We start from the raw sequence: 22,386 nt of genomic DNA on the forward strand, positions 1-22,386 counted from the left end.
GCTCCTTGGTGAGGCATTGCGGGCGTAGCGCTGAAGGCAAGTCGTCATCAGGCCAGCCCCAGCTGCTTGCGCATGCCCACGGTGATCGATTGCCTGGTCTTGCCATAATCGGCCCAGGGGTCGTCCACGTCGGCCAGTCGTTCAAGCACGTTGCCGATGTTCCACTGGTTGGCGCCCTTGAGTTGCGGCAGTTCCTCGCGCCAGATCGGCACGGATACCGGCAGGCCTTCGCGGGCGCGCAGGGTATACGCGCAGGCGGTGGTAGCCCCCTTGCCGTTGCGCAGGTAGTCGATGAAGATGCGCCCGATGCGATTTTTGGGCCCGGACACGGCACTGAGCCTGTCGGGGAACAACCTGGCCAGGTAATCGACGATGCCGTGGCTGAATGCCTTGACCTCATCCCAGCTGGCACGCCGGGTCATGGGCACTACCAGGTGCATGCCTTTGCCGCCACTGGTCTTGAGAAACACCTTCAGGCCCAGTTCATCCAGCAAGGTGAGGGCCAGTTGGGTGGCTTCCAGCATGGCCTTCCACGGCAGCGCCGGGTCCGGGTCAAGGTCGAGGACGAAGCGGTCGGGCTTGTCGAAGTCCTTGTCGGTGGCGTTCCAGGTGTGCAGTTCGAGCATGTTCATCTGCACTGCGCCGATCAAGGTGTCGGCGCGATTGATGACCATCGCCGCCTGGCCGGCCTCGGCCTTGTCATAGCTGAGCACGTTGGGCAGATGCAACTGGCCGGCGTTCTTCTGGAAGAACAGCTCCCCGGCCAGCCCGTCCGGTGCACGTACCAGCGCCACCGGGCGATTCTTGAGCTGGGGCAGTATCCATTGGCTGACTGCGGCGTAGTACTCGGCGACCTCGCGCTTGGTAACGCCGCTGGTGGCGTCGACCACCCGCTCGGGGTGGGTCAGGCGCAGCTCGCCCAAAGCCTCGGGGGCCTTGGCCTGCTTGCGCTTGGGCAGGGTCTTGGCGGGCATGCTGCGCTCCAGGTCGATGGCGGTAGCCGGTTTGTCATCGCGCAGGCCGTGGAACACCGAGTGGCGCACGATGCCGTCACGGGTCATCTGGGCATAGGCGACTTCGGCCAGCAGTTGCGGTTTCAGCCAGTGCACGCCCCGGGCTTCGGCCCCGGTGGGCGGGTTGGGCAGGGCCGGCTTGGCGGTTTCCAATGGTTTGAGCCGGGCATGGATGCTGGCCAGCGTGGTTGCACTGAAGCCGGTGCCGACCTTGCCGGCATAGCGCAACTCGCCGCTGTCGTTGTCGTGCAAGGCCAGCAGCAGGGCACCAAAGCCGCTGCGGCTGCCTTTGGGGTCGGTGTAGCCGACGATCACGAACTCCTGGCGCTGCTTGCACTTGAGCTTGATCCAGTCGGGGCTGCGGCGGCCGCTGTAGGGGCTGTCGACGCGCTTGCCGATCAGGCCCTCGAGTTGCAGCCGGCAGGCGCTGTCGAGCAGGGATTCGACCGGCTGGTCAAAGTCGGCGGAGTACTTGAGTACGTCCGATTCGTTGTGTTCCAGCAAGCGCTGCAAGGTGTCGCGCCGGTCCTGCAGCGGTAATTGGCGCAGGTCCTGGCCGCCCAGGAAGGGCAAGTCGAACAGGTAATAGGTGATGTGCTCGTCATGCTCGGTGTCGAAAGCGTTCTGCAGCGCCTGGAAGTCCGCCGCGCCGTTTTCGCCAGCCACCACCACCTCGCCATCGAGCCAGGCCGAATCGAGGCCCAGCGCACGCAAAGCGGCAACCTGCCTGGGCATCTTGCCGCTCCAGTCATGGCCATTGCGGGTGAACAGGCGCACGTCATCACCGTCGATGCGGGCAAGGATGCGGTAACCGTCGAACTTGACCTCGTAGCGCCAGTCGCCACTGGGCGGGGAGTCGACCAAGGTCGCCAGTTGTGGCTGCAGCTGCGCCGGCAACGGCACCTTCCGGCCTTTGCTGGCGGCTTTGCGACGTGGCGCGGCGGCCTTTTTTGCTGTCGGCTTGCGCGGCACCAGCGTGCGGTCGCTGAGCACGCTGTCGGGCTGGGCGTCGACGATGCTGTAGTCGGCTTCGCTGCGCGCCAGGCCGTCGTGCGACTTGACCAGCATCCACTGCTCCTTCTTGCCGGCCAGGTGGGTGCGGAACAGGTTCCATACACCGCCGAGCTTTTCGCCTTGCAGGCGGAAACGCAGTTTGCCCTTGGCATAGGCCTCATGCGCATCACCTTCGGGCTCCCAGATGCCCCGGTCCCAGACGATCACGTCGCCCGCGCCGTAATGCCCTTCGGGGATATGGCCTTCGAAGTCGGCGTAGTCCAGCGGGTGGTCCTCCACGTGCACGGCCAGGCGGCGCACCTTGGGGTCCAGCGACGGCCCTTTGGGGATGGCCCAGCTTTTCAGCGTGCCATCGAGTTCCAGGCGGAAGTCGTAGTGCAGGTGGCTGGCATCGTGCTTCTGGATGCAGAACTGCAGCGCGTGAGCCCGTTTGCCACGGCTGCGCTTGCCGCTGGGCTCGGGCGTGGCATTGAAGTCGCGCTTGCGCGCATATTCCTGCAGGGGCTTGGCCATGGCGGGCTCCGGGCGGTTCGCAGTCTCTAATCTCGGAGGCAGCGGCCCGGGCGGTAGTTCAAAAAAACTCTGAATCTTCCAGCAGCAGGTGCAGTCGACCGAATGAAGCCACCTGACGGAGAACGCACATGGCCCGAACAGATGAACCGAAGCCCTATACCCCCACTGAAATCGACGATACCGAAGACCGCATGGGCAGCGTGCATGAACTGGACTTCGACGAGCGCCTGGACGAGCGCGAGGGGCGTGCGGGTGACGAGCGACCGGCCGCGGACGTGGCCCGCGAGTTCCCACCGCGGCGCGTTGCCGAAAGCGGCATGACTGGCGGCGAGGCGTTGAGCGACAGCCTGCACGAGGACAACGTCACCTACGACGACCTTAGCCCGGACACTTTGCTGGACGAGACCGGCGCCCGTGACCCGCACGAACCCGGTGGCAGCGGTGGCCCTGCAGACAAGACCCTTAGGCGGGTAGAGGCCAATGAGATTGGCGGCGGCATAGGCCTGGACGAAGCCGAACTGGCCCGCTCCGCACCGCTTGATGGCGAACCGTGGACCGATGATGTGATCGATGACGAGGAGAGCAAGCCATGAACGAGTTGCGTTGTGCCTGTGCAGATTGTTCCTGCACCGTGGATGCCAATGCCTTGCAGCTCGAAGGCAAGGTGTATTGCTGCGAGGCCTGTGCCAGCGGGCATCGCAATGGCGAACCGTGCCGGATGCCGGATTGCCACTGTGGGGGAAAAACCAAGGAAAGCGCCGTGGACAATGCGCTGGACGAGACTTTTCCGGCGAGTGACCCGATTTCGCCCTGAAACATCGCCGTCTCATAGGTTCTGCATAGGTCTATGGGGCGGTGATGATCCTGTAGGAGCGGCCTTGTGTCGCGAACGGGCCGCGAGGCGGCCCCAGAATTTCAGCTTCGCACGGAAAATTGCCGGGGCCGCTTTGCGGCCCTTTCGCGACACAAGGCCGCTCCTACAAAACACGCGCCAAGCCGGCAGAATCAGTGAGTCTGCCAGATACCATTGCTACGCTCGCAATCGGTGCGGGCCTGGCCCAGGCTGGGGGTGTCGTAGTAGTAGGTGATCACCCGTGCATCCTTGGGCAACGCCGGCTTGTCACCGCCAGTTGCCTTTGGGTTGGCCAATGCTTCCTGGGTCAACGGTGCGATGCAACTACCAACGCTGCCATCCGCACAGCGCGCGACCTTGTGCTTTTCGCTGTTGAGCATGTCCTTGCTCTCATTGCTGCACGACCAGTTGATCGCTTCGGCTGGCAGGTTGCTGTAGCTGTAGCAGCTGTGTCGCTCCACCGGCGTTACCGCCTCGCTGGAGGAACGGGTGAGCACGTTGCAGGCTTCGGCCAGGGCCTGGCCGCTGAGCAGGCTGGCCATCATCAGTATCAACATCGGCTTCAAGACAGCGCCACGCATTTGCCACCTCCCGGGCCAATGGCCCTTGTCAGGTCTGGGCAGGCTTGTCGCGCCGGCGCATGGCCTTGGCGCGTTTCTCGAGGATCAGGTAGACAAGCACCGCCAGCAACAGCGGCACCAGGTAGTACAACGTGCGGTAGCCCAGCAGGGCCGCCACCAGCGTGCCCTGGGCAAGCTGCCCATGCAGCAGGGCCAGGAACACCGTTTCCAGCACACCCAGCCCGGCCGGGATATGCGCAACCACACCAGCAACGCAGCTGATCAGCAGAATGCCAAGAATCGACGGGTAAAAGGCTTCGCCAGGCAGCAACCAGAAGATCAGCAGCGCCATCAGCGCCCAGTTGCTGGCACCCAGTACAACCTGGCACAGCGCCAGGCGCAGCGACGGCAGCGTTACCTCATGGTCGCGCCAGCGCCAGGTGCGCTTTTTGGCGAAGCCACAGGCCAGCAGGTAGCCAGCGGCAATCGCCAGCAACACCACGCCGATCAGTTGCAGGCCGCTGGCACCGACCGCCCAGTTGGCGGGCAGCTCGACCAGGCGCAAGGCGAACACGGTGCCAGCCAGCAGCATGTAGCCCATCCAGTTGGTCAGCAGGCCCAGGGTGAGGATGCGGGTGATGGTAGCCGTGTCCAGGCCCAGGCGGCTGTAAAGCCGGTAGCGCAAGGCAACCCCACCCACCCAGGTGGTGAAATTCAGGTTGAAGGCATAGCACACGAAGGCCACTGGCAAAACCTGACGTGCCGGCAGGTGGTGGCCGGTGTAGGCCCGAGCCAGCAGGTCGTAGCTGGCGAACGTCAGGTAGCTGCACCCGGCCAGCGCCAGGCCTATGGCCAGGGTGCCGGGCTTGTAGGCCAGCAACGACTGGCGCACCTCGTTCCAGTCCAGGTTGCGCGCCAGCAGGTACAACAGCGCAGGGATCAGGATCAGGAATGCCAGGGTGAACAGCCGCTTGCCCCAGGTTTGCCAGTGTTTACGCGCCATCAGGTTTGGCCCTCGTGGTAGTCACCCTGTGCCTCGGCCTCCGGCTGCACCGAGCGCAGGTGCTGGCGGTGCGCCGGGAACCAGCCGGCAATCCGCGGGAAATGGCGGATCACGTGGAAGCACACGAATATCAGCGGCGCCCGCCACCAGTAGCCGCGAACCATGCGTTCCAGGGTGACCGGCTTGCATTGTTCGCGGGCCAGCTGCTGCAGGTGCTGGTTGAGCTGCTGGTTGAAGGCGCGATCACGGATGAACAGGTTGGCTTCCAGGTTGAACGACAGGCTGAGCGGGTCCAGGTTGCTGGAGCCGACCGTGGCCCACTCATCGTCCACCAGCGCCACCTTGCCGTGCAGCGGCCGCTGGCAATACTCGTGAATGGCCACACCATCGCGCAGCAGGTAGTTGTACAACAGCCGCGACAGCGCCCGCACCCAGCGCATGTCTGGCTGGCCCTGCAGGATCAGCCGCACCTCCACGCCACGCCGGGACGCATTGCGCAGTTCACGCATCAACCGGTAGCCCGGGAAGAAATACGCGTTGGCCACCACGATGCGCTGCCGGGCGCTGCGAAACGCCTGCAGGTAGTGGGCCTCGATATCGGTGCTGCGCACCCCGTTGTCGCGCTCGACCAGCACGGCGCTGCAGGTACCGGCAGGCTCGGTCAGCGGGCGTACGGCGCTGGGCGGCTGCAGCACCGGCGACATCAGGCGCTTGCTGGCGGCATGCACCTGCGCCACCACCGGGCCGGCGACTTCCACGGCATAGTCCTGCTTGGCCATGGCACCAAAATCGCCTAGGTGGTCGGCGCTATAGTTGATGCCGCCAATGAAGGCCCGCTCGCCATCGACCACCACGATCTTGCGGTGCAGGCGCCGGAACAGGTTAGTGCGCATGCCCACCAGCCGCGGCTGCGGGTCGAAGGCATGGAAACTGACCCCGGCATCGGTCATGGCCGCAATGAAGGAGTCGGGCAGGTCGGCCGTGCCGTAGCCATCCACGGCCACTTCGACACGCACGCCGCGGTGGGCGGCATCGATCAGTACCTGCTGCAATTGCTGGCCAACCTTGTCATCGAAGATGATGAAGGTCTCCAGCAGGATTTCCTCCCGTGCCTGGGCCATGGCCTCGAACACGCGGGGGTAGTATTGCTCGCCATTGATCAGCAACTGCACGCTGTTGCCGTCTACCCAGGGTCGGTTCACAGTTTGATCTCCGCAGCCAGAGGGGCGTGGTCGGAAAGGTGCGACCACGGGTACTTCGACAGCACCTGGGCAGTGCCGGGCATGGCATTGCGCAGGTAGATGCGGTCCAGGCGCAACAGCGGCAGACGCGCCGGAAAACTGCGCGCCGGGGTGCCGAAATGCTCGCCGAAGGCCTCTACCAGGTGTTCGCACAGCACGGCATCGGCCTTCAGCCGCCAATCGTTGAAATCGCCGGCGATGATTACCGGCGCCTTGGGCGGCAGGCTGTCGAGCAGGTCCAGCAGCAGCTTTACCTGGCGTTGCCGGTGGGCCTCGCGCAGGCCGAGGTGCACGCACACCGCATGCACCTGGTCATGGCCCGGCACCTCCAGCTGGCAATGCAGCAGCCCGCGCTGCTCGTTGCCCTGCACCGAGACGTCCAGGTTGTCGAAGCGGCTGATGGGGAATTTCGACAGCAGCGCATTGCCGTGGTCCCCATGGGGGTACACCGCATTGCGGCCGTAGGCGAACTGCGGCCACATGCTGTCGGCCAGGAACTCGTACTGTGGCGTATCCGGCCAGGCCGGGTGGCGCAGGGCATGTTGCTGGTGGCTACCGTGCACTTCCTGCAGGAACACCAGGTCGGCGCCGGTGGCGCGCACGGCTTCGCGCAATTCGGGCAGGATGAAGCGCCGGTTGAAGAAGGTGAAGCCCTTGTGCACGTTCAACGTCAGTACATTCAGCCGACGCACGGCGGTGATCTTGTCGATGATGCCGTGCGGGGCAGGCAGGGTCCTGTTCACAGGGTCACCTCCGGCACCACGCCAGGCTCGGTCATCAGTTCATGGTCCAGCGACAGCTTCTGCAACAGGCGCCGGGCGTCATAAGGCGCATGGACTTTCTGGTCGTTGTCGAAATAGCAGTAGACGTCCCGGGCAGCGCGCCGTGGTGGCGGCCCAGGCACCACCAGCTGGGCATCGTCGGCCTGGCGGCCCTGGCTCCAGTGCTGGATGCGCTGCTTCCAGCGCCGCAGCGCCTGGGCGGTATAGCCACTGCTGTACAGCTCGACATCGCCATGCAGGCGCATGTACACGAAGTCGGCGGTAAGGTCCTCGACATAGGGCCATTTACCGGCACTGTCGGCCACTACCAGCGCTACCTGGTGCTTGCGCAGCAACTTGATGAAGGCTTCGCACAAAAAGCTTTCGTTGCGGATTTCCACCGCGTGGCGCAGCCGTGCGTTGCCCTTGATATCGGTGCTGCCGTTGTCCTTCAGGCGCTGCGCACACCCCTGTGCGCATTCGCGGGCCTCCTTGCGGCTGTGCGGTAGCAGTTCGAGAAAACGGGCGAAGCGGCCCTCGTCGAACTTCATGTTCGGCGGAAACTGCCACAGGAACGGGCCCAGCTTCTTGCCGAGCAGCAGCGGCCCGGATGCGAAGAAATTGGCCACGGCTTCTTCGATGTCCTTGAGCCGCCGTACATGGGTGATGTAGCGCGGGGCTTTTACCGCGAACACGAAGCCGGGCGGCGTCTGGTCATGCCAGCCCTGGTAGCGTTCGGGTGTTTGCAGGCTGTAGAACGAGCCGTTGATTTCAATGCTGTTGACCGCCCGCGAAGCGAACGCCAGTTCGTCGTCCTGGGGTAGGCCCTTCGGGTAGAAATCCTTGCGCCACGGGCCGTAGCGCCAACCGGAGATGCCGATGCGGATATCGCTCACGCTGCCTTCCTCATTGCCAGTCCTTGTTCGGTCACTCTGAAGGTGCGACTGGTGAACAGCGGCCAGGGTTCAGCACGGTTGACCAACGGAAAAGGCTGATGCCGCGTGGAACTTTGCGGCCCGCGGCGTTTCCACCGCATACCTGCTACGAGGAAGGGCGCCAGGATGAAATTCGACCGTTTCGCCCAATGGCTGGCCAATTGGGCCGGCCGCCCGCTGACTTTTGGCATCGCCTGCCTGCTGATCCTGATCTGGGCAGTGACCGGGCCGCTGTTCGGCTTCAACGACACCTGGCAACTGGTGATCAACACCTCGACCACCATCATCACCTTCCTCATGGTGTTCCTGATCCAGAACACCCAGAACCGCGACAACGACGAACTGCACATCAAGATCGATGAGCTGTTGCGCACCACCCAAAAGGCGCACAAGGCGCTGCTGGACCTTGAAGACATGGATCCGGCCGAGCTGCATGCCCTGCGCAAGCAATACCGGCAGATGGCCGGGCAGGGTGACGATGCGCATTCAACCAAGGAATGACCTGCCAACCCTGGAGGCAAGCATGGCCAGACATATCGTCCACTTCACCGGGCCTATCAATTCATCCACCTGCGGCAACCTGATCAACACCTGTTCGCGGGCGTTGCAGCAGGGCGCCGACGCCCTGCAACTGAACATCGCTACCATGGGCGGCGAGTGCAGCTACGGGTTTACCTTGTACAACTTTCTGCGGGCGTTACCGGTCGAGGTGCATACCCACAACCTGGGCACGGTGGAATCCATGGGCAACATCATCTTCCTGGCCGGGGAACGGCGCACGGCATGCAGTTACAGCAAGTTCCTGTTTCATCCTTTCCACTGGACCTTGCATGGCTCGGTCGACCACTCACGCATGGCTGAATATGCGATGAGCCTGGATTATGACCTGCGGTTATACGCGCAAATCGTTACCGAGCGGACCGAAGGGGCGGACGAGGTGCTGGATGTACCGCGGTATCTGATGGCCTACCCGCGGATACTCGGGCCCCGGGAGGCATTGGCGAACGGGATGATCCATGCCATAGACGAGATGCCGATCGAGGTGGAGGCTTGTCAGTGGAGTGTGCATGCCTAGCTGATACCTGTGCCGGCCTCGTCGCGGGCATGCCCGCTCCCACAGGTTCAGCACATGCTTCAGAAGCGGTGAAGTACTTGTGGGAGCGGGCAAGCCCGCGAAAGGGCCGGCACAGGAGAAAAAGGTCTACCTCACTGACGCTGCCATTGCCCGGTCACACGCCAGCAACGAGCGGATCAGCAGCTTGATCTCGTCCTTGAGCATGGGCACCTGGTCCAGGTGGGCGAACCGGCAATCAGCAATTTCACGCAGGGCCTTGGGATGTGGGGCGTCGGCGAACTCCGCTTCGAACACATAATGCATGCGCTCTGCCGCTTCATGACGCATCAACAAGGTCAGCGACTCTGCCTGCAACCCGGTTTCCTCAAGCAAATCACGCTCCGCTGCCTGCAACGGTCAGTAAGGCACCGAACCGCTGAGGGCCTCGATGGCCTCGACCAGCTCGTCATAGCCCACCGGTTTGTTCAGGTGCCGGTCAAAGCCGGACTGGCGTGACTTGTACTGGTCGGCGCTGGCGCCATAGCCGGTCAGGGCGATGGCCGGGGTATGGCGAAGGTGCACGTAGCCACGCAGGGCCTTGATCAGCGCATGGCCGTCCATCATCGGCATGCCGATATCGGACAGGATGATGTCGTATTCCTCACCCGCAGCGGCGTCCAGGGCCTCACGTGGCTTGCTGAAGGCATTGACAGTGGCGCTCTCCATTTCCAGCAGCTCCTGCATTACCGCCAGCACTTCTACGGAATCGTCCACCAGCAACACGCGAATTCCATTAAGGCGGCCCTCGCTCAGTGGCTCCGAGCCTTGCTCACGCTGCGGGAGTTGCGTATCGCAAAGTGGCAGGGTGACCTCAAAGGTGCAGCCCAGGCCCAGCCCCGGTGACTTGGCGCGTACGCTACCGCCATGGGCCTCGACCAGTTGCCGTACCAGCGACAGGCCGATGCCCAGGCCCTCGCGGCTGTGGCTGGCCTGTTGCGGCGTAGCCTGGCTGAACAGGTCGAAGATGTGCTCGAGGCTGTCGTGGCTCAGGCCTACGCCATGGTCGATCACCTGCAACCGCGCGTGGTTTTCGTCGTGGCTCAGCACCAGGCGTATCTCATTGCCCGCCGGGCTGAACTTCAGCGCGTTGTTGAGCAGGTTCCAGATGATCTGCTCCAGGCGGGTAACGTCACCTTCGATCATCACCGGCAGGGTGTCGGCGGGCAGCTCCAGGCGAACCGGGCAGGGGTGTTGCTCGCTCACCACCACATCATGGATGCCCTGCAGGAGGGCGAGCAGATCCACAGGTTGGGTCTTGAGCTTAAGCTTGCCGGTCCGAATGCGCGCCACATCCAGCAGGTCGTCGATGATCCGCGCCTGGCTGGTTACCGCGTCGCAAATGGTACCCACGGCCTTGCTCGCTGCACTGATGTTGCGCAGCGACGGCAGGCGGCGCAGGATTTCGGCATTGAGCTGGATCAGGTTCAGCGGGTGCTTGAGCTCATGGGACATGACGGCGAAGAACTCGTCCTTCATGTGGTTGGTACTCTGCGTCTCGGCCAACTGCTTGCTCAGGCGCTCTTCGCCCAGGCGCACGCGCTCTTCGGCGGCATGGCTGCTGCTGATGTCGATGAAGGTCAGCACCGTGCCGTCGATTTTCTGCTCGCTGGAGCGGTAGGGCAGCAGGCGCGCCAGGTACCAGTGATCGCTTTGGCCGCCGATTTCACGCTCGATGACGGCCTCGCCCTGGGCCACGGCGCGGGCATCGTCGGCCAGCGCCGGGTAATCCAGGCAGTGGGTGATGTCGAGCAGGGAACGGCCGGTATCGACTGGCAGGATATTGAAGAGGTCGGTGGCGCGGGGCGTGAACCAGCGAATATGCAGGTTGCGGTCGACGAACACCGTGGCGATCTCGGTGCAGGCGATCAGGTTGCTGAGGTAGTCGTTGACCTTGTCGGTTTCCTCGACCTTGTTCTTCAGCTCGTAGTTGACCGTGAGCAGTTCCTCGTTGATCGACTGCAGCTCTTCCTTGCTGGTTTCCAGTTCTTCGCTGGCCGACCGCAACTCCTCGTTGATGGCCTGCATCTCTTCGTTGGAAGCCGTCAGCTCCTCGCTGGAGACCTCTGACTGCTCGATGGTTTCCTGCAGTTGCAGGCGAGTGCGCTGCAGTTCGCGTTCGAGGTTGTGCAGCACCATGCTGTCGGTCTGGCGGATGACGCCGGGTAACGGCAGGGACGGGTCGGGCGCGCGTTCCTCGAACACCACCAGCAGGCAATCGCTGGCGCTGAGGTCGTCCTTGTACGGCTGCACGGTGATTTCCATCTGCAGCTTGCCCATGGTTTCCGCCAGGTCGACAGGGCGCGAGGTGACCGCCTCGGTCCCCTGGCGCGCCTGGAACAAGGTGCTGCGCAGGGCCAGGCGCAGGGGCGGCAGCACCAGGTTGAGCAAGCTGCGGCTCGGTTCGCCACCGGCCAGTTGCAGGAAACGCCCTACGCCTTCGCTCATGTGCAGGATATTGCCATCGATATCGACGATCAGGCTGGGCGGCATGCGACGCGCCAGGGCGCGGTAGTGAAGGTCGGCGAACGATGGCTTGCGCCCCGGCTTGGCCTTGGCCAGCGTTTCCAGTGGCATGCTGGCGGCAGATGTGCCGGCCAGCTGACGGCCGGAACGGCGGCCGGTATTGCTGGCATCGAGTGCGCGGAAAATGCGGTTGCGTTTGTCCACCGGGGCGAACAGTTCACTGGCCATGTCGGCCGACTCGGACGACCCGAGGAAAAGGTAGCCACCCGGGCGCAGAGCGAAGTGGAACATCTGCAGGATGTCACGCTGCACCTCGCGGTCCAGGTAGATCAGCAGGTTGCGGCAGACAATCAGGTCGATCTGCGAGAACGGTGGGTCCGACAGCAGGTTGTGCCGGGCGAACAGCACCTTTTCGCGAACCTCTTTGCGCACCCGGTAATGCTGGTCTTCCTTGAGGAAGAACTGGCGCAGCCGGCTGGGCGGCACGTCGGTGACAATCGCCTCGGGGTATGAGCCACTGCGGGCGATGCCGATGGCGCGTTCGTCCAGGTCGGTGGCGAACACCTGTACCTTGTGCGAGCGCTGCTCCAGTGCCAGCTGCTCGCAAACCAGCATGGCGAGGCTGTACGCCTCTTCGCCGGTGGAGCAGCCGGCCGACCACACGCGTATCTCGTCCGCGCCCTCGGCCGGGTCGCGTTCGCAGACCAGCTGTGGCAACACATGGCGCTCCAGGGCTTCGAACGCTTCGCGGTCGCGGAAGAAATTGGTCACGCCGATCAGCATGTCGGCCAGCAAGGCCCTGGATTCCGCGGGGTACTGTTCCAGGTAATGCAGGTAGGCCGCCAGGTCTGCCTGGCCGGTCACATGCAGGCGGCGCTCGATGCGTCGCAGTACCGTGGCGCGCTTGTAGTGCTGAAAGTCGTGGCCAGTATTGCTGCGCAACTGCAGCAGGATCTCTTCGAGCATCGGCTCGCTGGCCTGGGCATCGCCGACTCGGGTGCCCAAGGCCGGAGGCAGGGTATCGTCTTCGATTTCCGGGAGCCTGACCTGGCGGGCATTGCGCCACAGCTCCAGCAGCTTCTGCGGGATTTCTGCCGCCGGCAGCACCAGGTCGACCATGCCGGTCTCGATGGCGGCACGGGGCATGCTGTCGTACTGGGCGTCGTCCGGTGTCTGCGCCAGGGTCACACCGCCTTGCTCCTTGATCCGCGACAGGCCCACGGCGCCATCGGCACCGGTACCGGACAACACCACGCAGAAGGCGTGGTCCTTGTGCACATCAGCCAGGTCACGGAAGAACAGGTCGATGGCCACGTGATCGCCACGGCGCCGGTTGGCCGGGGTCACCCGCAGGTAGCCGTCGTTGGTGGACAGGCGATTGGCCGGTGAAATCACGTAGATATGGTTGCGCTCGATGGGCACCGGTTCGGTCACCTGGCGCACCGGCATTTGCGTGGTCTCCTGGATGATGCGGTCGGCGACGCTCTGGTGGTCGGGGGACAGGTGCAGGACCACGACGAAGGCCATGCCGCAATCGCTGGGCATTTGCCGGAACAGCGTACAGATCGCTTCCAGGCCGCCTGCCGATGCACCGATGCCCACCACCGGAAAATCCAGGTGACTGGGGCTGAGTGCCGGGTTCTGGGGCGAGGCAGGTTGCTTGGGGGACGACTTCATGGACGGAGCCTTGTGCAGACCGGAACGTTCCGCCCTTAGCAGCATCATCGGGCGTGTGTGTGGCGGGATTATAGGCCGTCGCCATGTTATTGAGACCTCTGCTTGCGAAGGAAAGTGCGACCCGCCTGCTTCCGTCACGCAAACCTTTTGCCGGCCCATGTTTGGTGCCACTGGTCAGTTGCCGGCAAAACCATTGAGCAGACTGTGTGATTGGCGGCTCGGAACCAAGGCATGGCAAACATCCATGCGAGCAGCCAATCCATCGCAAGGAGATACCACATGGCGCAGGATCAAGAACGAACCAGCCAGCGCGGCGGCACCAAGGAAACCAACCCTGGCAATTTTGCCAATGACCGGGAACGGGCCTCCCGTGCGGGGCACAAGGGTGGGCAGGCGTCTGGCGGCAACTTCGCCAACGACCGCCAACGCGCATCGGAGGCCGGTCGCAAGGGCGGCCAGAACAGCCACGGCGGGGGCCGCCAACAGTGAGTTGAATGCTTCTGGGCACCCGGTACCCGCAGTGCCGGGTGCCGGCCACCTCCTGTATACCGAGGCTGAAATGGCCTTTGGTACCTGTTGCTCGACATTTTTTTGAATCTTCTGGCCGTACCCCGATCAATCAGGGTGTCATCCATGGAGAAGAGGAGGCCCCTGCGATGCCTGGCCCACAGCTATACATCATCGACTACCAACTGCATGGCAAGCCGCGCAGTTTCATCATTCGTCTGGAGACGCTGGACAACGCCGAGGCCTGGCATTGGGCAAGTTGTGATGCGGGCATCGGCATCATTCCGAAGTTCGGGCGCGAAAAAATCAGGAAAGTCAGCAGGCCGATGGCCGAGCGCTACGGGATTACCGCGGTGAGCTGGCGGGTATCCGGCGGCAAGCCGAACCAGTCGTTGGGGGGGCCCGCGGCGACAATGTGATCCCTGGCCCAAAGCACTGTGTCACCTGCTTCGCGGGCATGCCCGCTCCCACAGGGACACCACCAGTTCAAGGAGTGCGCCATACCTGTGGGAGCGGGCGCAGCCGGTGCCATGCACCGCGTTGGATTCTTCGCGGCTAAAGCCGCTCCTACAGGTACGCGCAGGCCGTCTAGGCACCGGACTCGGGGTCGCTGGCCGGTAAGCCCGGGCGGTTTTCTTCGTCATCAGTCACATTGGGGTCGGCATCCGGGTCATCTGCCCGGTCATTGCGCCGGTCCGGCTCGAGCTCTGGCCAGTCATCCTGTGCGCTGCCGCCACCCATCGCAGTAAACTCTTTCATCTCGCAACCCTCGCTCTCGATGAAAAAAAGGCCCGCGATCAGGCGGGCCCAATACAGGAGTGAGAGGCGAAGCCATTGACCACCCCTCATTGAATGAGAGCGGCAACAGCCAGGGGCGGTCGGTTGGATGTCCACCACCCCTGACCAACGGTACTGTCAGGGCTTCTTCAGCACGAGGGTGAGAATGTCGTAGCTGGCGACCAGCTCACCCAGCTGGTTGGTCACCTCCACATCCCACGCCACCACGCCCTGGGGCTGGCCCAGCGGGCTGGTCTTGCCCTGGTCGATCTTGCGTTTGCAGGTCAGGCGTGCCTGGATGGTGTCGCCGATGCCCACCGGGTTGATGAAGCGCAGGGTATCCAGGCCGTAGTTGGCCAGTACCGGGCCTTCACCTGGCGAGACGAACAGCCCGGCCGCTGCCGACAACACGAAGTAGCCGTGGGCGATGCGCTTGCCGAACTGCGATTGCTTGGCGGCGATCTCGTCGAAGTGCATGTAGAAATGGTCGCCCGACAGGCAGCCGAAGTTGACCAGGTCGGCTTCGGTCACGGTGCGCCGGTGGGTGAGCAGCGACTCGCCGATGCGCAACTGCTCGAAATAGCGGCGGAACGGGTGTACTTCGGTTTCGATCACTTCGCCACCGCGCACGTATTCGCCGGTTACCGCCGTCAGCATGCTCGGCGAACCCTGTACTGCGGCACGCTGCAGGTAATGCTTGACGGCACGCAGGCCACCCAGCTCTTCACCACCACCAGCGCGGCCCGGGCCGCCGTGCTTGAGTTGCGGCAATGGCGAGCCATGCCCGGTGGATTCCTTGGCCGCCTCGCTGTCGAGTACCAGCAAGCGGCCGTGCCAGGCGGCAGCCACTGGAATGGCCTTGGCTGCCACGCTGCGGTCGGCGGTGACCAGGGTCGCCACCAGGCTGCCTTTGCCCCGCGCGGCCAGCGCCAGGGCTTCATCGAGGTCGTCATAGGCCATCAGCGTGCTTACCGGGCCGAACGCTTCGATATCGTGGGCACCGCCTTCGGCATGCGGGTCACGGGCCTGCAGCAAGGTCGGAGCAAAGAACGCGCCCTCGGCCACACCCTCGCCACGCGGCGCAAAGCCATCGCTGGCGCCGAACAGCTGGTCGCAGCTCTGCAGCAGGCTGCGCACGCGCTCGGCCACATCGTGCTGCTGGTCGTGGGAGGCCAGGGCGCCCATGCGCACACCTTCCAGCGACGGGTCACCGACAACCACCTTGGCCAGCCGCTCGCACAGGCGCGTGGCAACCGCGTCGATGTGCCTGGCCGGTACGATGGCGCGGCGGATGGCGGTGCATTTCTGGCCGGCCTTGGTGGTCATTTCGCGGACCACCTCCTTGATATACAGGTCGAACTCTTCGCTGTCCGGGGTCACGTCCGGGCCGAGGATGGCGCAGTTGAGCGAATCGGCTTCGGCGGTGAACGGCACCGAGTTGCGCACCAGGTTCGGCGTGACGCGCAACTTGGCGGCGGTGTCGGCGGAGCCGGTGAAGGTCACCACGTCCTGGCCTTGCAGGCGGTCGAGCAGGTCGCCGGTGCTGCCGATCACCAGTTGCAGGCTGCCTTCGGGCAACAGCCCGGATGCATTCATCAGCCGCACCACGGCCTCGGTCAGGTAGCTGGTCGAGGTCGCCGGCTTGACGATGCACGGCATACCGGCCAGGAAGGTCGGGGCGAACTTCTCCAGCATGCCCCAGATGGGGAAGTTGAAGGCGTTGATGTGCACCGCCACGCCGGCGCGCGGCACCAGGATGTGGCTGCCGGCGAAATGGCCTTGCTTGCCCAGCGGGATGGCCGGGCCTTCGTGCACCAGATTGCCCGACGGCAGCTCACGGCTGCCGATGCCCGCATAGGAGAACAGCGTGGCGTTGCCGCCTTCGATGTCGATCCAGCTGTCGGCACGGGTAGCACCGCTGTGGTGGGACAGGGCGTAAAGCTGCTCCTTGCGCTCGGCCAGGTACAGGGCCATTGCCTTCAGGCGGGCAGCGCGTTGCTGGAAGTCCATGGCCATCAGCGTGGCCAGGCCACGGGCGCGGGCAAAGTCCACGGCCTCGGCGAAATCCGGGCGCTCTTCGTGGCTGTAGGCCAAAACGTGGCCATCCAGGGCGCTACGCAGGGCCTGGGCGCCGTGCTGGCCAAGCCAGCGGCCGGCGATGAAGCTTTGCAGGGTAGGGGCGGCAGACATGCTGTTCTCCAATGTAGAGGGGCGCTGTTACCACAGCGCCACGGTGTAGCCGATGATCAGGCGGTTTTCGTCCACGGCGTTGGTCAGGCCATTGCCGGAACGGAAGGTGACGTTGCGCCAGCGCAGGCTGACGTCCTTGAACGGGCCGCTCTGGATGACATAGGTGATGTCGGTGTCGCGCTCACGCTCACGGCCGTTGCTGACAGTGGCGGTTTCGGCGTGGCGGCCATCGGTGTAGCGGGTCATGAAGCTCAGGCCGGGGATACCCATGGCGACGAAGTCGTAGTCGTAGCGCACCTGCCACGAGTCCAGCCCGGCGCGGGTGAAGGTGTTGTAGGTGACCAGGTTGACGGTGAACGGGTCGCCACCGTTCACGAACGGGAAGGCACTGTCACCGGACATCTGCTGCCAGGCGGCGGTGAACTTGTGGGCCCGTACGCCGAGGGTGAACATGGCGTTGAAGTTGCGGTTGTCGATGTTGCCGGCACGCTCGGCGCCGTCGTTGCGGCTGTCGAAGTAGCGCAGGTCGGTGCGCAGGCTCAGGCCTTCGCCCAGCGGGCGGGTATCGATCAGGCCGACGAACTGCTGGCGGTAGATGTCCTCGAGCTTGGCGTAGTAGTAACTGACGCTGGTTTGCGGGGTGATGGCGTAGCTGCCGCCGCCGAAGTCCAGGTGGTCGCTGCTGGCGGCGCCGTAGCCTATGTCGTCGCGGCCCGAGGAATCACGCAGGTTGGCCTTGGTCAGGCGGCCGGCGTTGAAGGTCAGGCCGGCCAGGTCCTGGCTGGTGAGCAGGCCACCCTGGAAGGTGGAGGCCAGCAGGCGGGTGTCGTTGTACACCACCACCGGCAGGATCGGTTGCAAGGTCCCCAGGCGCAGGGTGCTCTTGGCCACCCGCACCTTGCCGGTCAGGCCCAGTTCGCTGTAGTCGTCGACCGGTTCATGGCTGTTCGGGCCGAAAGGCAGCAGGCCGGTATTGCGCCGGTCGCGGCTGGAGTCGAGCTTGATGCCCAGTTGGCCCATGGCGTCGACACCAAAGCCGACCGGGCCTTCGGTGAAGCCCGACTCCAGCTTGGCGGTAAAGCCCTGGCCCCATTCCTCGGCCTTGGCCTGCGGTGCGTTGCTTTGGCGGAAGTCGCGGTTGAGGTAGTGGTTGCGCAGCTCCAGCCGGGCGTGGCTGTCGCCGATGAAGTCTGCCATCGCCGGCATCGGCAGGGCGAGGGTCGCCAGCCAGGCGGCCGAAATGAAGTGCGTACGGTTCATTGTTGTTGTTTTACCCGACATGGTTGTTCTTCCCTGAGAGTCAGTGCTTGCTGGCGCCGGCAGCGCCGATTCCGGTCATGGAACGGATGAACTGGGCCAGGTAGCGGCCACGTTCCTGGCTGGCGCGTTCTGAGCTGTCAGTGACCGAGAACACCCAGGCGCCGAGGAAGGCCAGGCTCATGGAGAACAGTGCCGGGTTGCTGTAGGGGAACAGCGCCTTCTCGTGATGCAGCACGTTGACCCACACCGCCGGGCCCAGCACCACCAGCAGCACCGCCGAAACCAGGCCGGCCATGCTGCCGCACACTGCGCCGCGGGTGGTCAGGCCTTTCCAGAACATCGAAAGCAGCAGCACCGGGAAGTTGACCGAGGCGGCCACGGCCAGCACCAGGCCAGAGAGGAAGGCGATGTTCTGCGACTCGAACATCAGGCCGAGGATTACCGCCAGCAGGCCGATCAGCAGCGTGGCGATACGCGACACGCGCATTTCCTCCTGCTCGCTAGCTTTGCCCTGGCGCACAACGCAGGCATACAGGTCGTGGGAAACCGCCGATGCACCGGACAGCGCCAGGCCCGCGACCACTGCCAGGATGGTGGCGAAGGCCACGGCGGAGATGAAGCCGAGGAACAGATTGCCACCTACGGCCTGGGCCAGGTGCACGGCGACCATGTTGCCGCCGCCGATAATGGCGCCGGTGGCATCACGGTAGGACGGCTCGGTGCCGACCATGACGATGGCACCAAAGCCGATGACGATCAGCAGCAGGTAGAAGTAGCCGATGAACCCGGTGGCATAGAACACGCTCTTGCGCGCTTCCTTGGCATCGCTGACGGTGAAGAAGCGCATCAGGATATGCGGCAGGCCGGCGGTACCGAACATCATGCCCAGGCCCAGGGAAATGGCGTCCACCGGGTTGGACAGCAAGCCGCCCGGGGCCATGATCGCCTGGCCCTTGGCATGCACGGCCACGGCGCTGGCGAACATCGCCTCGGTGCTGAAGCCGAAATGCTTGAGCACCATGAAGGCCATGAAGCTGGTGCCCGACAGCAGCATCACCGCCTTGATGATCTGCACCCAGGTGGTGGCGAGCATGCCGCCGAAGGTGACGTAGGCGACCATCAGCACACCGACCAGCATCACCGCGTACAGATAGCTGATGCCGAACAGCAGTTCGATCAGCTTGCCGGCACCGACCATCTGCGCCACCAGGTACATCAGCGCCACCACCAGGGTGCCGAAGGCCGAGGTCAGGCGCACCGGGGTTTGTGCCAGGCGGTAGCTGACCACGTCGGCGAAGGTGTACTTGCCCAGGTTGCGCAGGCGTTCGGCGATCAGGAACAGGATGATCGGCCAGCCGGCCAGTACGCCCAGGGCATACAGCAGGCCGTCATAGCCGTTCATGAACATCATTGCCGAAATGCCCAGGAACGAGGCGGCGCTGATCATGTCGCCGGCGATCGCCAAACCGTTCTGCATGCCGGTCAGGCCCCCGCCGGCGGTGTAGAAATCGCTGGCCGAGCGGGTGCGCATGGCAGCCCAGCGGGTGACCAGCAGGGTGAAGCAGACGAACACCATGAACATCGAGATGGCAGTCCAGTTCATTGTGCGCACTCCTGCTTGACCTTGTCGTTGAGCGGGTCGAGCACGTTGTTGGCGCGGTGCACGTAGATGCCTGTCAAGGCGAAGGACAGCAGTACCATCAGCACGCCCACCAGCATGCCAACGGTGGTCACGCCACCGCTGAGGGACTGGCCGAGGGTGCTGGGGGAAAACGCCACCAGCAGGACGAAGCCGTAGTAGATCACCAGCATGGCCAGGGTCAAGCTGCCGTTGAGGCGGCGTTTGCGCTGCACCAGGTGCTGGAAGTCGGGGTGGTTGGCGATGCTTTCGATGCGTTCGGGTGTCATGGGTTGCGATCTCTGGGTGTTGTAATTGTTTTGTTGAGGTCACGCGGGTGTTGCATTGCAATGCTGTTGGTGCGGCCTTTGTAGGAGCGGCCTTGTGTCGCGAAAGGGCTGCGCAGCAGCCCCGGCAATCCATGATCAGGGCCAGGATCCTGGGGCCGCGTTGCGACCCTTTCGCGACACAAGGCCGCTCCTACAGAGACCGCGTCAGTCCGAGAGGGGCTTGGGCCTACAGCTGGTCGAAATCGAGCACCACCTTGTCGCTCACCGGGTAGGTCTGGCACGACAGCACATACCCGGCCGCCACTTCGTAATCCTCCAGGGCATGGTTGCTGTCCATCTCCACTTCGCCCTCGATTACCCGGCACTTGCAGGTCGAGCACACGCCGGCCTTGCAGGAGTACGGCAGTTCGGCGCCGATGGCGTTGCCGGCGTCCAGCACGTTCTGGGTGTTGCGTGGCAGGTCGAAGGTAAGGGCGCGGCCGTCGCTGATCACGGTGATGTGGCTGAGCGCCGAGTCCACTTGGCGCGCCGCCTCGCGGGCTTCACGACGGGCTTCGCTGCCGGCGGCTGCGAACAGCTCGAAATGGATACGGTCCTTGGCCAGGCCATTGGCCTGCAGGCTGTCGCGCACCGTCTCGGTCATCGCCTGTGGGCCGCAGATGAACGCAGCGTCCAGATTGGCAACGTCCATCCAGCGCGAGAACAGCTCGCCGCACTTGTCGGCATCGATGCGGCCGTTGTACAGGTCGACATCCTGCTGCTCGCGGCTGAACACGAAAATCAGGTTCAGGCGGTCGAGGTAACGGTTCTTCAGGTCTTCCAGCTTGTCGCGGAACAGTGCGCCAGAGCTGGAGCGGTTGCCGTACAGCAGGGTGAAGCGGCTGTACGGCTCGCTGGCCAGGGTAGTGGCGATGATCGACAGGATCGGCGTGATGCCGCTGCCGGCAGCCACGCCCAGGTAGTTACCCTGGCGGGCCGGCTCCAGTGGCACGAAGAAGCTGCCCGACGGCGGCATCACTTCCAGTTGCTGGCCTGCCTTGAGCACGTCGTTGGCAAATGCCGAGAAGCGCCCGCCTGGCACGCGCTTCACCGCCACACGCAGTTCGCCATCCTGCACGGCGCTGCAGATGGAATAGGAACGGCGGACTTCTTCGTTATCCAGTTGGGTGCGCATGACCAGGTACTGGCCCTGGGTGAAACGGAACTGCGCCTGCAGGTGCTCGGGCACGTCGAAGGCAATCGACACCGCATCGCGGGTCTCGTTGCGCACTTGTTTGATGGTCAGGCTGTGAAACTGGCTCATGGCGTTCTCCACGGCTCAAATGCATTTGAAATAGTCGAACGGCTCCAGGCACTCGCGGCAGCGGTAAAGCGCCTTGCAAGCCGTGGAGCCGAACTGGCTGAGCAATTCGGTATGGGCGCTTCCGCACTGCGGGCAGCACACCTGCGGCGCCTCGCCGAGCAGGCTGCGTTTGCTGGCGCTGCCCTGTGGCGGGGCGATGCCGTAGGCGCGCAGGCGCTCGCGGCCCAGTTCGCTGATCCAGTCGGTGCTCCAGGCCGGGGTCAGCCGGCGCTCGAGCAGCGGCGCGGGGAAGCCGGCCTGCTCCAGCGCCTGGCGGATATCCCCTTCGATCACCTCGGTGGCAGGGCAGCCGGAGTAGGTCGGCGTGACGACCAGGTGCAGGTGCCCGGCGCGCCAGCCGAGGTCGCGCACGATGCCCAGGTCGACCACGCTGACCACGGGCACTTCCGGGTCCATGACCTCGGCCAGTACCGCCCAGGCCCGGGCCAGGTCATCGCCGCGTGGCGCGCGGGCGCCACGGTCGCCGGCAATCAGCTCACCAGGTTGCATCGGGGTACGCCCTTGGCAGGAACTGCATCTCGGCCAGCAGCAGGCCCAGGTGCTCGGTGTGCAGGCCTTTGCGGCCGTCCAGGTAGAAGTGGCTGGCGGCCTTGGGCAACGGCAGTTCGACCGAAGCGAAGGTCTCGCCAACCTGCTTGAGCCAGGCCGCGCCGACGGCAGCGGGGTCGGCGGCGATACCCGCTTGCGCCAGGTGCACTTCATTGTCGCTACCGGCGGCCAGTTCGACGGTGAAGCGCCACAGTGCCGGGATGGCCGCGAGCATGCGTTGGCGGCTTTCTTCGGTGCCACCGCCCAGGCGTTGCACCCACTCGCTGGAGCGGCGCAGGTGGTAGGTGACTTCCTTCAGGGCCTTGGCGGCGATACCGGCGATACGCTCGTCGTTCGAGCCGACCAGACCCTGAAGCACGGCGAAATGCCAGGCGTCATAGAAGAACTGCTTGGTCATGGTCACGGCGAAATCGCCGTTGGGCTGCTCGACCAGCAACAGGTTGCGATAGGCGCGCTCGTCACGGCGGAAGGCCAGGGCGTCGGCGTCACGGCCATCATCGAGCAGCTCGGCGGCGTATTCCAGCCAGTTGCGCGCCTGGCCTACCAGGTCGAGGCCGACGTTCATCAGGGCCAGTTCTTCTTCGATGGCCGGGGCGCGGCCACACCATTCGCAGAGGCGCTGGCCCTGCACCAGGGCACTGTCGCCGAGCAGCAGCAGGTAAGGGACAAGGGTTTCGTTGTGCAT

20 protein-coding genes and 2 pseudogenes are annotated in these 22,386 nt (G+C 64.3%); 6 read left to right on the forward strand and 16 right to left on the reverse strand.

Going from position 1 to position 22,386, the window contains the following annotated elements:
• Window positions 1-47 precede the first annotated feature (47 nt).
• Window positions 48-2,540, reverse strand: coding sequence for a DNA ligase D (gene ligD, locus IMX18_RS11120; RefSeq protein ID WP_054573291.1), 2,493 nt, complete (start codon window positions 2,538-2,540; stop codon window positions 48-50).
• A gap of 128 nt (window positions 2,541-2,668) precedes the next feature.
• Here ligD and IMX18_RS11125 point away from each other — a divergent pair, with 128 nt between their 5' ends.
• The gene (locus IMX18_RS11125) at window positions 2,669-3,133 is read left to right on the forward strand and encodes a hypothetical protein (protein ID WP_054573292.1); all 465 of its coding nucleotides are present in this window, start codon (window positions 2,669-2,671) and stop codon (window positions 3,131-3,133) included.
• On the forward strand, window positions 3,130-3,354 hold the full coding sequence (locus IMX18_RS11130; protein ID WP_054573293.1) for a metallothionein: 225 nt from the start codon (window positions 3,130-3,132) through the stop codon (window positions 3,352-3,354). The genes IMX18_RS11125 and IMX18_RS11130 overlap by 4 nt, the downstream gene beginning before the upstream one ends.
• A gap of 191 nt (window positions 3,355-3,545) precedes the next feature.
• Here IMX18_RS11130 and IMX18_RS11135 read toward each other — a convergent pair whose 3' ends face one another.
• From IMX18_RS11135 to IMX18_RS11155, 5 genes are read right to left on the reverse strand one after another with little or no spacing between them, the layout of a single operon-like run.
• Window positions 3,546-3,974: a hypothetical protein gene (locus IMX18_RS11135; protein ID WP_054573294.1), complete on the reverse strand. Its 429-nt coding sequence runs from the start codon at window positions 3,972-3,974 to the stop codon at window positions 3,546-3,548.
• A 28-nt stretch (window positions 3,975-4,002) separates the two neighbouring features.
• Window positions 4,003-4,956, reverse strand: a complete 954-nt coding sequence (locus IMX18_RS11140; protein ID WP_100413620.1) for a lysylphosphatidylglycerol synthase domain-containing protein — start codon at window positions 4,954-4,956, stop codon at window positions 4,003-4,005.
• Window positions 4,956-6,158, reverse strand: a complete 1,203-nt coding sequence (gene clsB / locus IMX18_RS11145) for a cardiolipin synthase ClsB (protein ID WP_054573296.1) — start codon at window positions 6,156-6,158, stop codon at window positions 4,956-4,958. The genes IMX18_RS11140 and clsB overlap by 1 nt, the downstream gene beginning before the upstream one ends.
• Window positions 6,155-6,940 (reverse strand): endonuclease/exonuclease/phosphatase family protein, encoded by a 786-nt coding sequence (locus IMX18_RS11150; protein WP_013972626.1) that lies wholly within the window; start codon window positions 6,938-6,940, stop codon window positions 6,155-6,157. The genes clsB and IMX18_RS11150 overlap by 4 nt, the downstream gene beginning before the upstream one ends.
• Complete coding sequence (locus IMX18_RS11155; RefSeq protein WP_217190374.1) at window positions 6,937-7,854, reverse strand: DUF72 domain-containing protein; 918 nt, start codon at window positions 7,852-7,854, stop codon at window positions 6,937-6,939. Before IMX18_RS11155 ends, IMX18_RS11150 begins: the two co-directional genes overlap by 4 nt.
• Before the next feature lie 165 nt (window positions 7,855-8,019).
• On the opposite strand from IMX18_RS11155, the gene IMX18_RS11160 reads away from it, so the two are divergent.
• Entirely contained in the window at window positions 8,020-8,394 is a 375-nt protein-coding gene (locus IMX18_RS11160; protein WP_003259456.1) for a low affinity iron permease family protein, read from the forward strand.
• A 22-nt stretch (window positions 8,395-8,416) separates the two neighbouring features.
• A complete protein-coding gene (locus IMX18_RS11165; protein WP_217190376.1) occupies window positions 8,417-8,968 on the forward strand; it encodes an ATP-dependent Clp protease proteolytic subunit in 552 nt (183 codons plus the stop codon).
• 126 nt (window positions 8,969-9,094) lie between these two features.
• Here IMX18_RS11165 and IMX18_RS11170 read toward each other — a convergent pair.
• Together IMX18_RS11170 and IMX18_RS11175 are read right to left on the reverse strand one after the other, a co-directional pair.
• A pseudogene (locus IMX18_RS11170) lies at window positions 9,095-9,364 on the reverse strand (NUDIX domain-containing protein); the annotation flags it as partial.
• Window positions 9,365-13,147, reverse strand: a complete 3,783-nt coding sequence (locus IMX18_RS11175; RefSeq protein WP_217190378.1) for a CheR family methyltransferase — start codon at window positions 13,145-13,147, stop codon at window positions 9,365-9,367.
• A gap of 279 nt (window positions 13,148-13,426) precedes the next feature.
• Here IMX18_RS11175 and IMX18_RS11180 point away from each other — a divergent pair, with 279 nt between their 5' ends.
• Together IMX18_RS11180 and IMX18_RS11185 are read left to right on the forward strand one after the other, a co-directional pair.
• A complete protein-coding gene (locus tag IMX18_RS11180; protein WP_003259459.1) occupies window positions 13,427-13,636 on the forward strand; it encodes a con-10 family general stress protein in 210 nt (69 codons plus the stop codon).
• Window positions 13,637-13,803: 167 nt separating this feature from the next.
• Window positions 13,804-14,073: a DUF6555 family protein gene (locus tag IMX18_RS11185; protein ID WP_061302273.1), complete on the forward strand. Its 270-nt coding sequence runs from the start codon at window positions 13,804-13,806 to the stop codon at window positions 14,071-14,073.
• A gap of 169 nt (window positions 14,074-14,242) precedes the next feature.
• Here IMX18_RS11185 and IMX18_RS11190 read toward each other — a convergent pair whose 3' ends face one another.
• From IMX18_RS11190 to paaC, 8 genes and pseudogenes are all read right to left on the reverse strand, one after another.
• The gene (locus IMX18_RS11190) at window positions 14,243-14,413 is read right to left on the reverse strand and encodes a hypothetical protein (RefSeq protein ID WP_217190475.1); all 171 of its coding nucleotides are present in this window, start codon (window positions 14,411-14,413) and stop codon (window positions 14,243-14,245) included.
• A 156-nt stretch (window positions 14,414-14,569) separates the two neighbouring features.
• Window positions 14,570-16,621: a phenylacetic acid degradation bifunctional protein PaaZ gene (gene paaZ / locus IMX18_RS11195; protein ID WP_217190380.1), complete on the reverse strand. Its 2,052-nt coding sequence runs from the start codon at window positions 16,619-16,621 to the stop codon at window positions 14,570-14,572.
• Window positions 16,622-16,648: 27 nt separating this feature from the next.
• A complete protein-coding gene (locus tag IMX18_RS11200) occupies window positions 16,649-17,881 on the reverse strand; it encodes an OprD family porin (RefSeq protein ID WP_031324467.1) in 1,233 nt (410 codons plus the stop codon).
• 40 nt (window positions 17,882-17,921) lie between these two features.
• Window positions 17,922-19,490 (reverse strand): annotated as a pseudogene (locus IMX18_RS11205) (cation acetate symporter); the annotation flags it as partial.
• Window positions 19,481-19,789, reverse strand: a complete 309-nt coding sequence (locus IMX18_RS11210) for a DUF485 domain-containing protein (protein WP_004376242.1) — start codon at window positions 19,787-19,789, stop codon at window positions 19,481-19,483. The gene IMX18_RS11210 and the pseudogene IMX18_RS11205, both read right to left, overlap by 10 nt.
• Window positions 19,790-20,015: 226 nt before the next feature.
• Window positions 20,016-21,092, reverse strand: coding sequence for a 1,2-phenylacetyl-CoA epoxidase subunit PaaE (paaE, locus tag IMX18_RS11215; RefSeq protein WP_217190382.1), 1,077 nt, complete (start codon window positions 21,090-21,092; stop codon window positions 20,016-20,018).
• Between the two features lie 15 nt (window positions 21,093-21,107).
• Window positions 21,108-21,641, reverse strand: a complete 534-nt coding sequence (gene paaD, locus IMX18_RS11220) for a 1,2-phenylacetyl-CoA epoxidase subunit PaaD (protein WP_054573567.1) — start codon at window positions 21,639-21,641, stop codon at window positions 21,108-21,110.
• Window positions 21,628-22,386, reverse strand: coding sequence for a 1,2-phenylacetyl-CoA epoxidase subunit PaaC (paaC, locus tag IMX18_RS11225; protein ID WP_054573568.1), 759 nt, complete (start codon window positions 22,384-22,386; stop codon window positions 21,628-21,630). The genes paaD and paaC overlap by 14 nt, the downstream gene beginning before the upstream one ends.

Origin of the sequence: Pseudomonas shirazica, assembly GCF_015168335.1 — a bacterium.
Lineage (GTDB): Bacteria > Pseudomonadota > Gammaproteobacteria > Pseudomonadales > Pseudomonadaceae > Aquipseudomonas > Aquipseudomonas asiatica.

Bases quoted from the DNA above. Each gene is read 5' to 3' on its own strand.
- ligD (WP_054573291.1), bottom strand. From the start codon at position 2,540: ATGGCCAAGCCCCTGCAGGAATATGCGCGCAAGCGCGACTTCAATGCC.
- IMX18_RS11125 (WP_054573292.1), top strand. From the start codon at position 2,669: ATGGCCCGAACAGATGAACCGAAGCCCTATACCCCCACTGAAATCGAC.
- IMX18_RS11130 (WP_054573293.1), top strand. From the start codon at position 3,130: ATGAACGAGTTGCGTTGTGCCTGTGCAGATTGTTCCTGCACCGTGGAT.
- IMX18_RS11135 (WP_054573294.1), bottom strand. From the start codon at position 3,974: ATGCGTGGCGCTGTCTTGAAGCCGATGTTGATACTGATGATGGCCAGC.
- IMX18_RS11140 (WP_100413620.1), bottom strand. From the start codon at position 4,956: ATGGCGCGTAAACACTGGCAAACCTGGGGCAAGCGGCTGTTCACCCTG.
- IMX18_RS11160 (WP_003259456.1), top strand. From the start codon at position 8,020: ATGAAATTCGACCGTTTCGCCCAATGGCTGGCCAATTGGGCCGGCCGC.
- IMX18_RS11165 (WP_217190376.1), top strand. From the start codon at position 8,417: ATGGCCAGACATATCGTCCACTTCACCGGGCCTATCAATTCATCCACC.
- IMX18_RS11175 (WP_217190378.1), bottom strand. From the start codon at position 13,147: ATGAAGTCGTCCCCCAAGCAACCTGCCTCGCCCCAGAACCCGGCACTC.
- IMX18_RS11180 (WP_003259459.1), top strand. From the start codon at position 13,427: ATGGCGCAGGATCAAGAACGAACCAGCCAGCGCGGCGGCACCAAGGAA.
- IMX18_RS11185 (WP_061302273.1), top strand. From the start codon at position 13,804: ATGCCTGGCCCACAGCTATACATCATCGACTACCAACTGCATGGCAAG.
- IMX18_RS11190 (WP_217190475.1), bottom strand. From the start codon at position 14,413: ATGAAAGAGTTTACTGCGATGGGTGGCGGCAGCGCACAGGATGACTGG.
- paaZ (WP_217190380.1), bottom strand. From the start codon at position 16,621: ATGTCTGCCGCCCCTACCCTGCAAAGCTTCATCGCCGGCCGCTGGCTT.
- IMX18_RS11200 (WP_031324467.1), bottom strand. From the start codon at position 17,881: ATGAACCGTACGCACTTCATTTCGGCCGCCTGGCTGGCGACCCTCGCC.
- IMX18_RS11210 (WP_004376242.1), bottom strand. From the start codon at position 19,789: ATGACACCCGAACGCATCGAAAGCATCGCCAACCACCCCGACTTCCAG.
- paaE (WP_217190382.1), bottom strand. From the start codon at position 21,092: ATGAGCCAGTTTCACAGCCTGACCATCAAACAAGTGCGCAACGAGACC.
- paaD (WP_054573567.1), bottom strand. From the start codon at position 21,641: ATGCAACCTGGTGAGCTGATTGCCGGCGACCGTGGCGCCCGCGCGCCA.
- paaC (WP_054573568.1), bottom strand. From the start codon at position 22,386: ATGCACAACGAAACCCTTGTCCCTTACCTGCTGCTGCTCGGCGACAGT.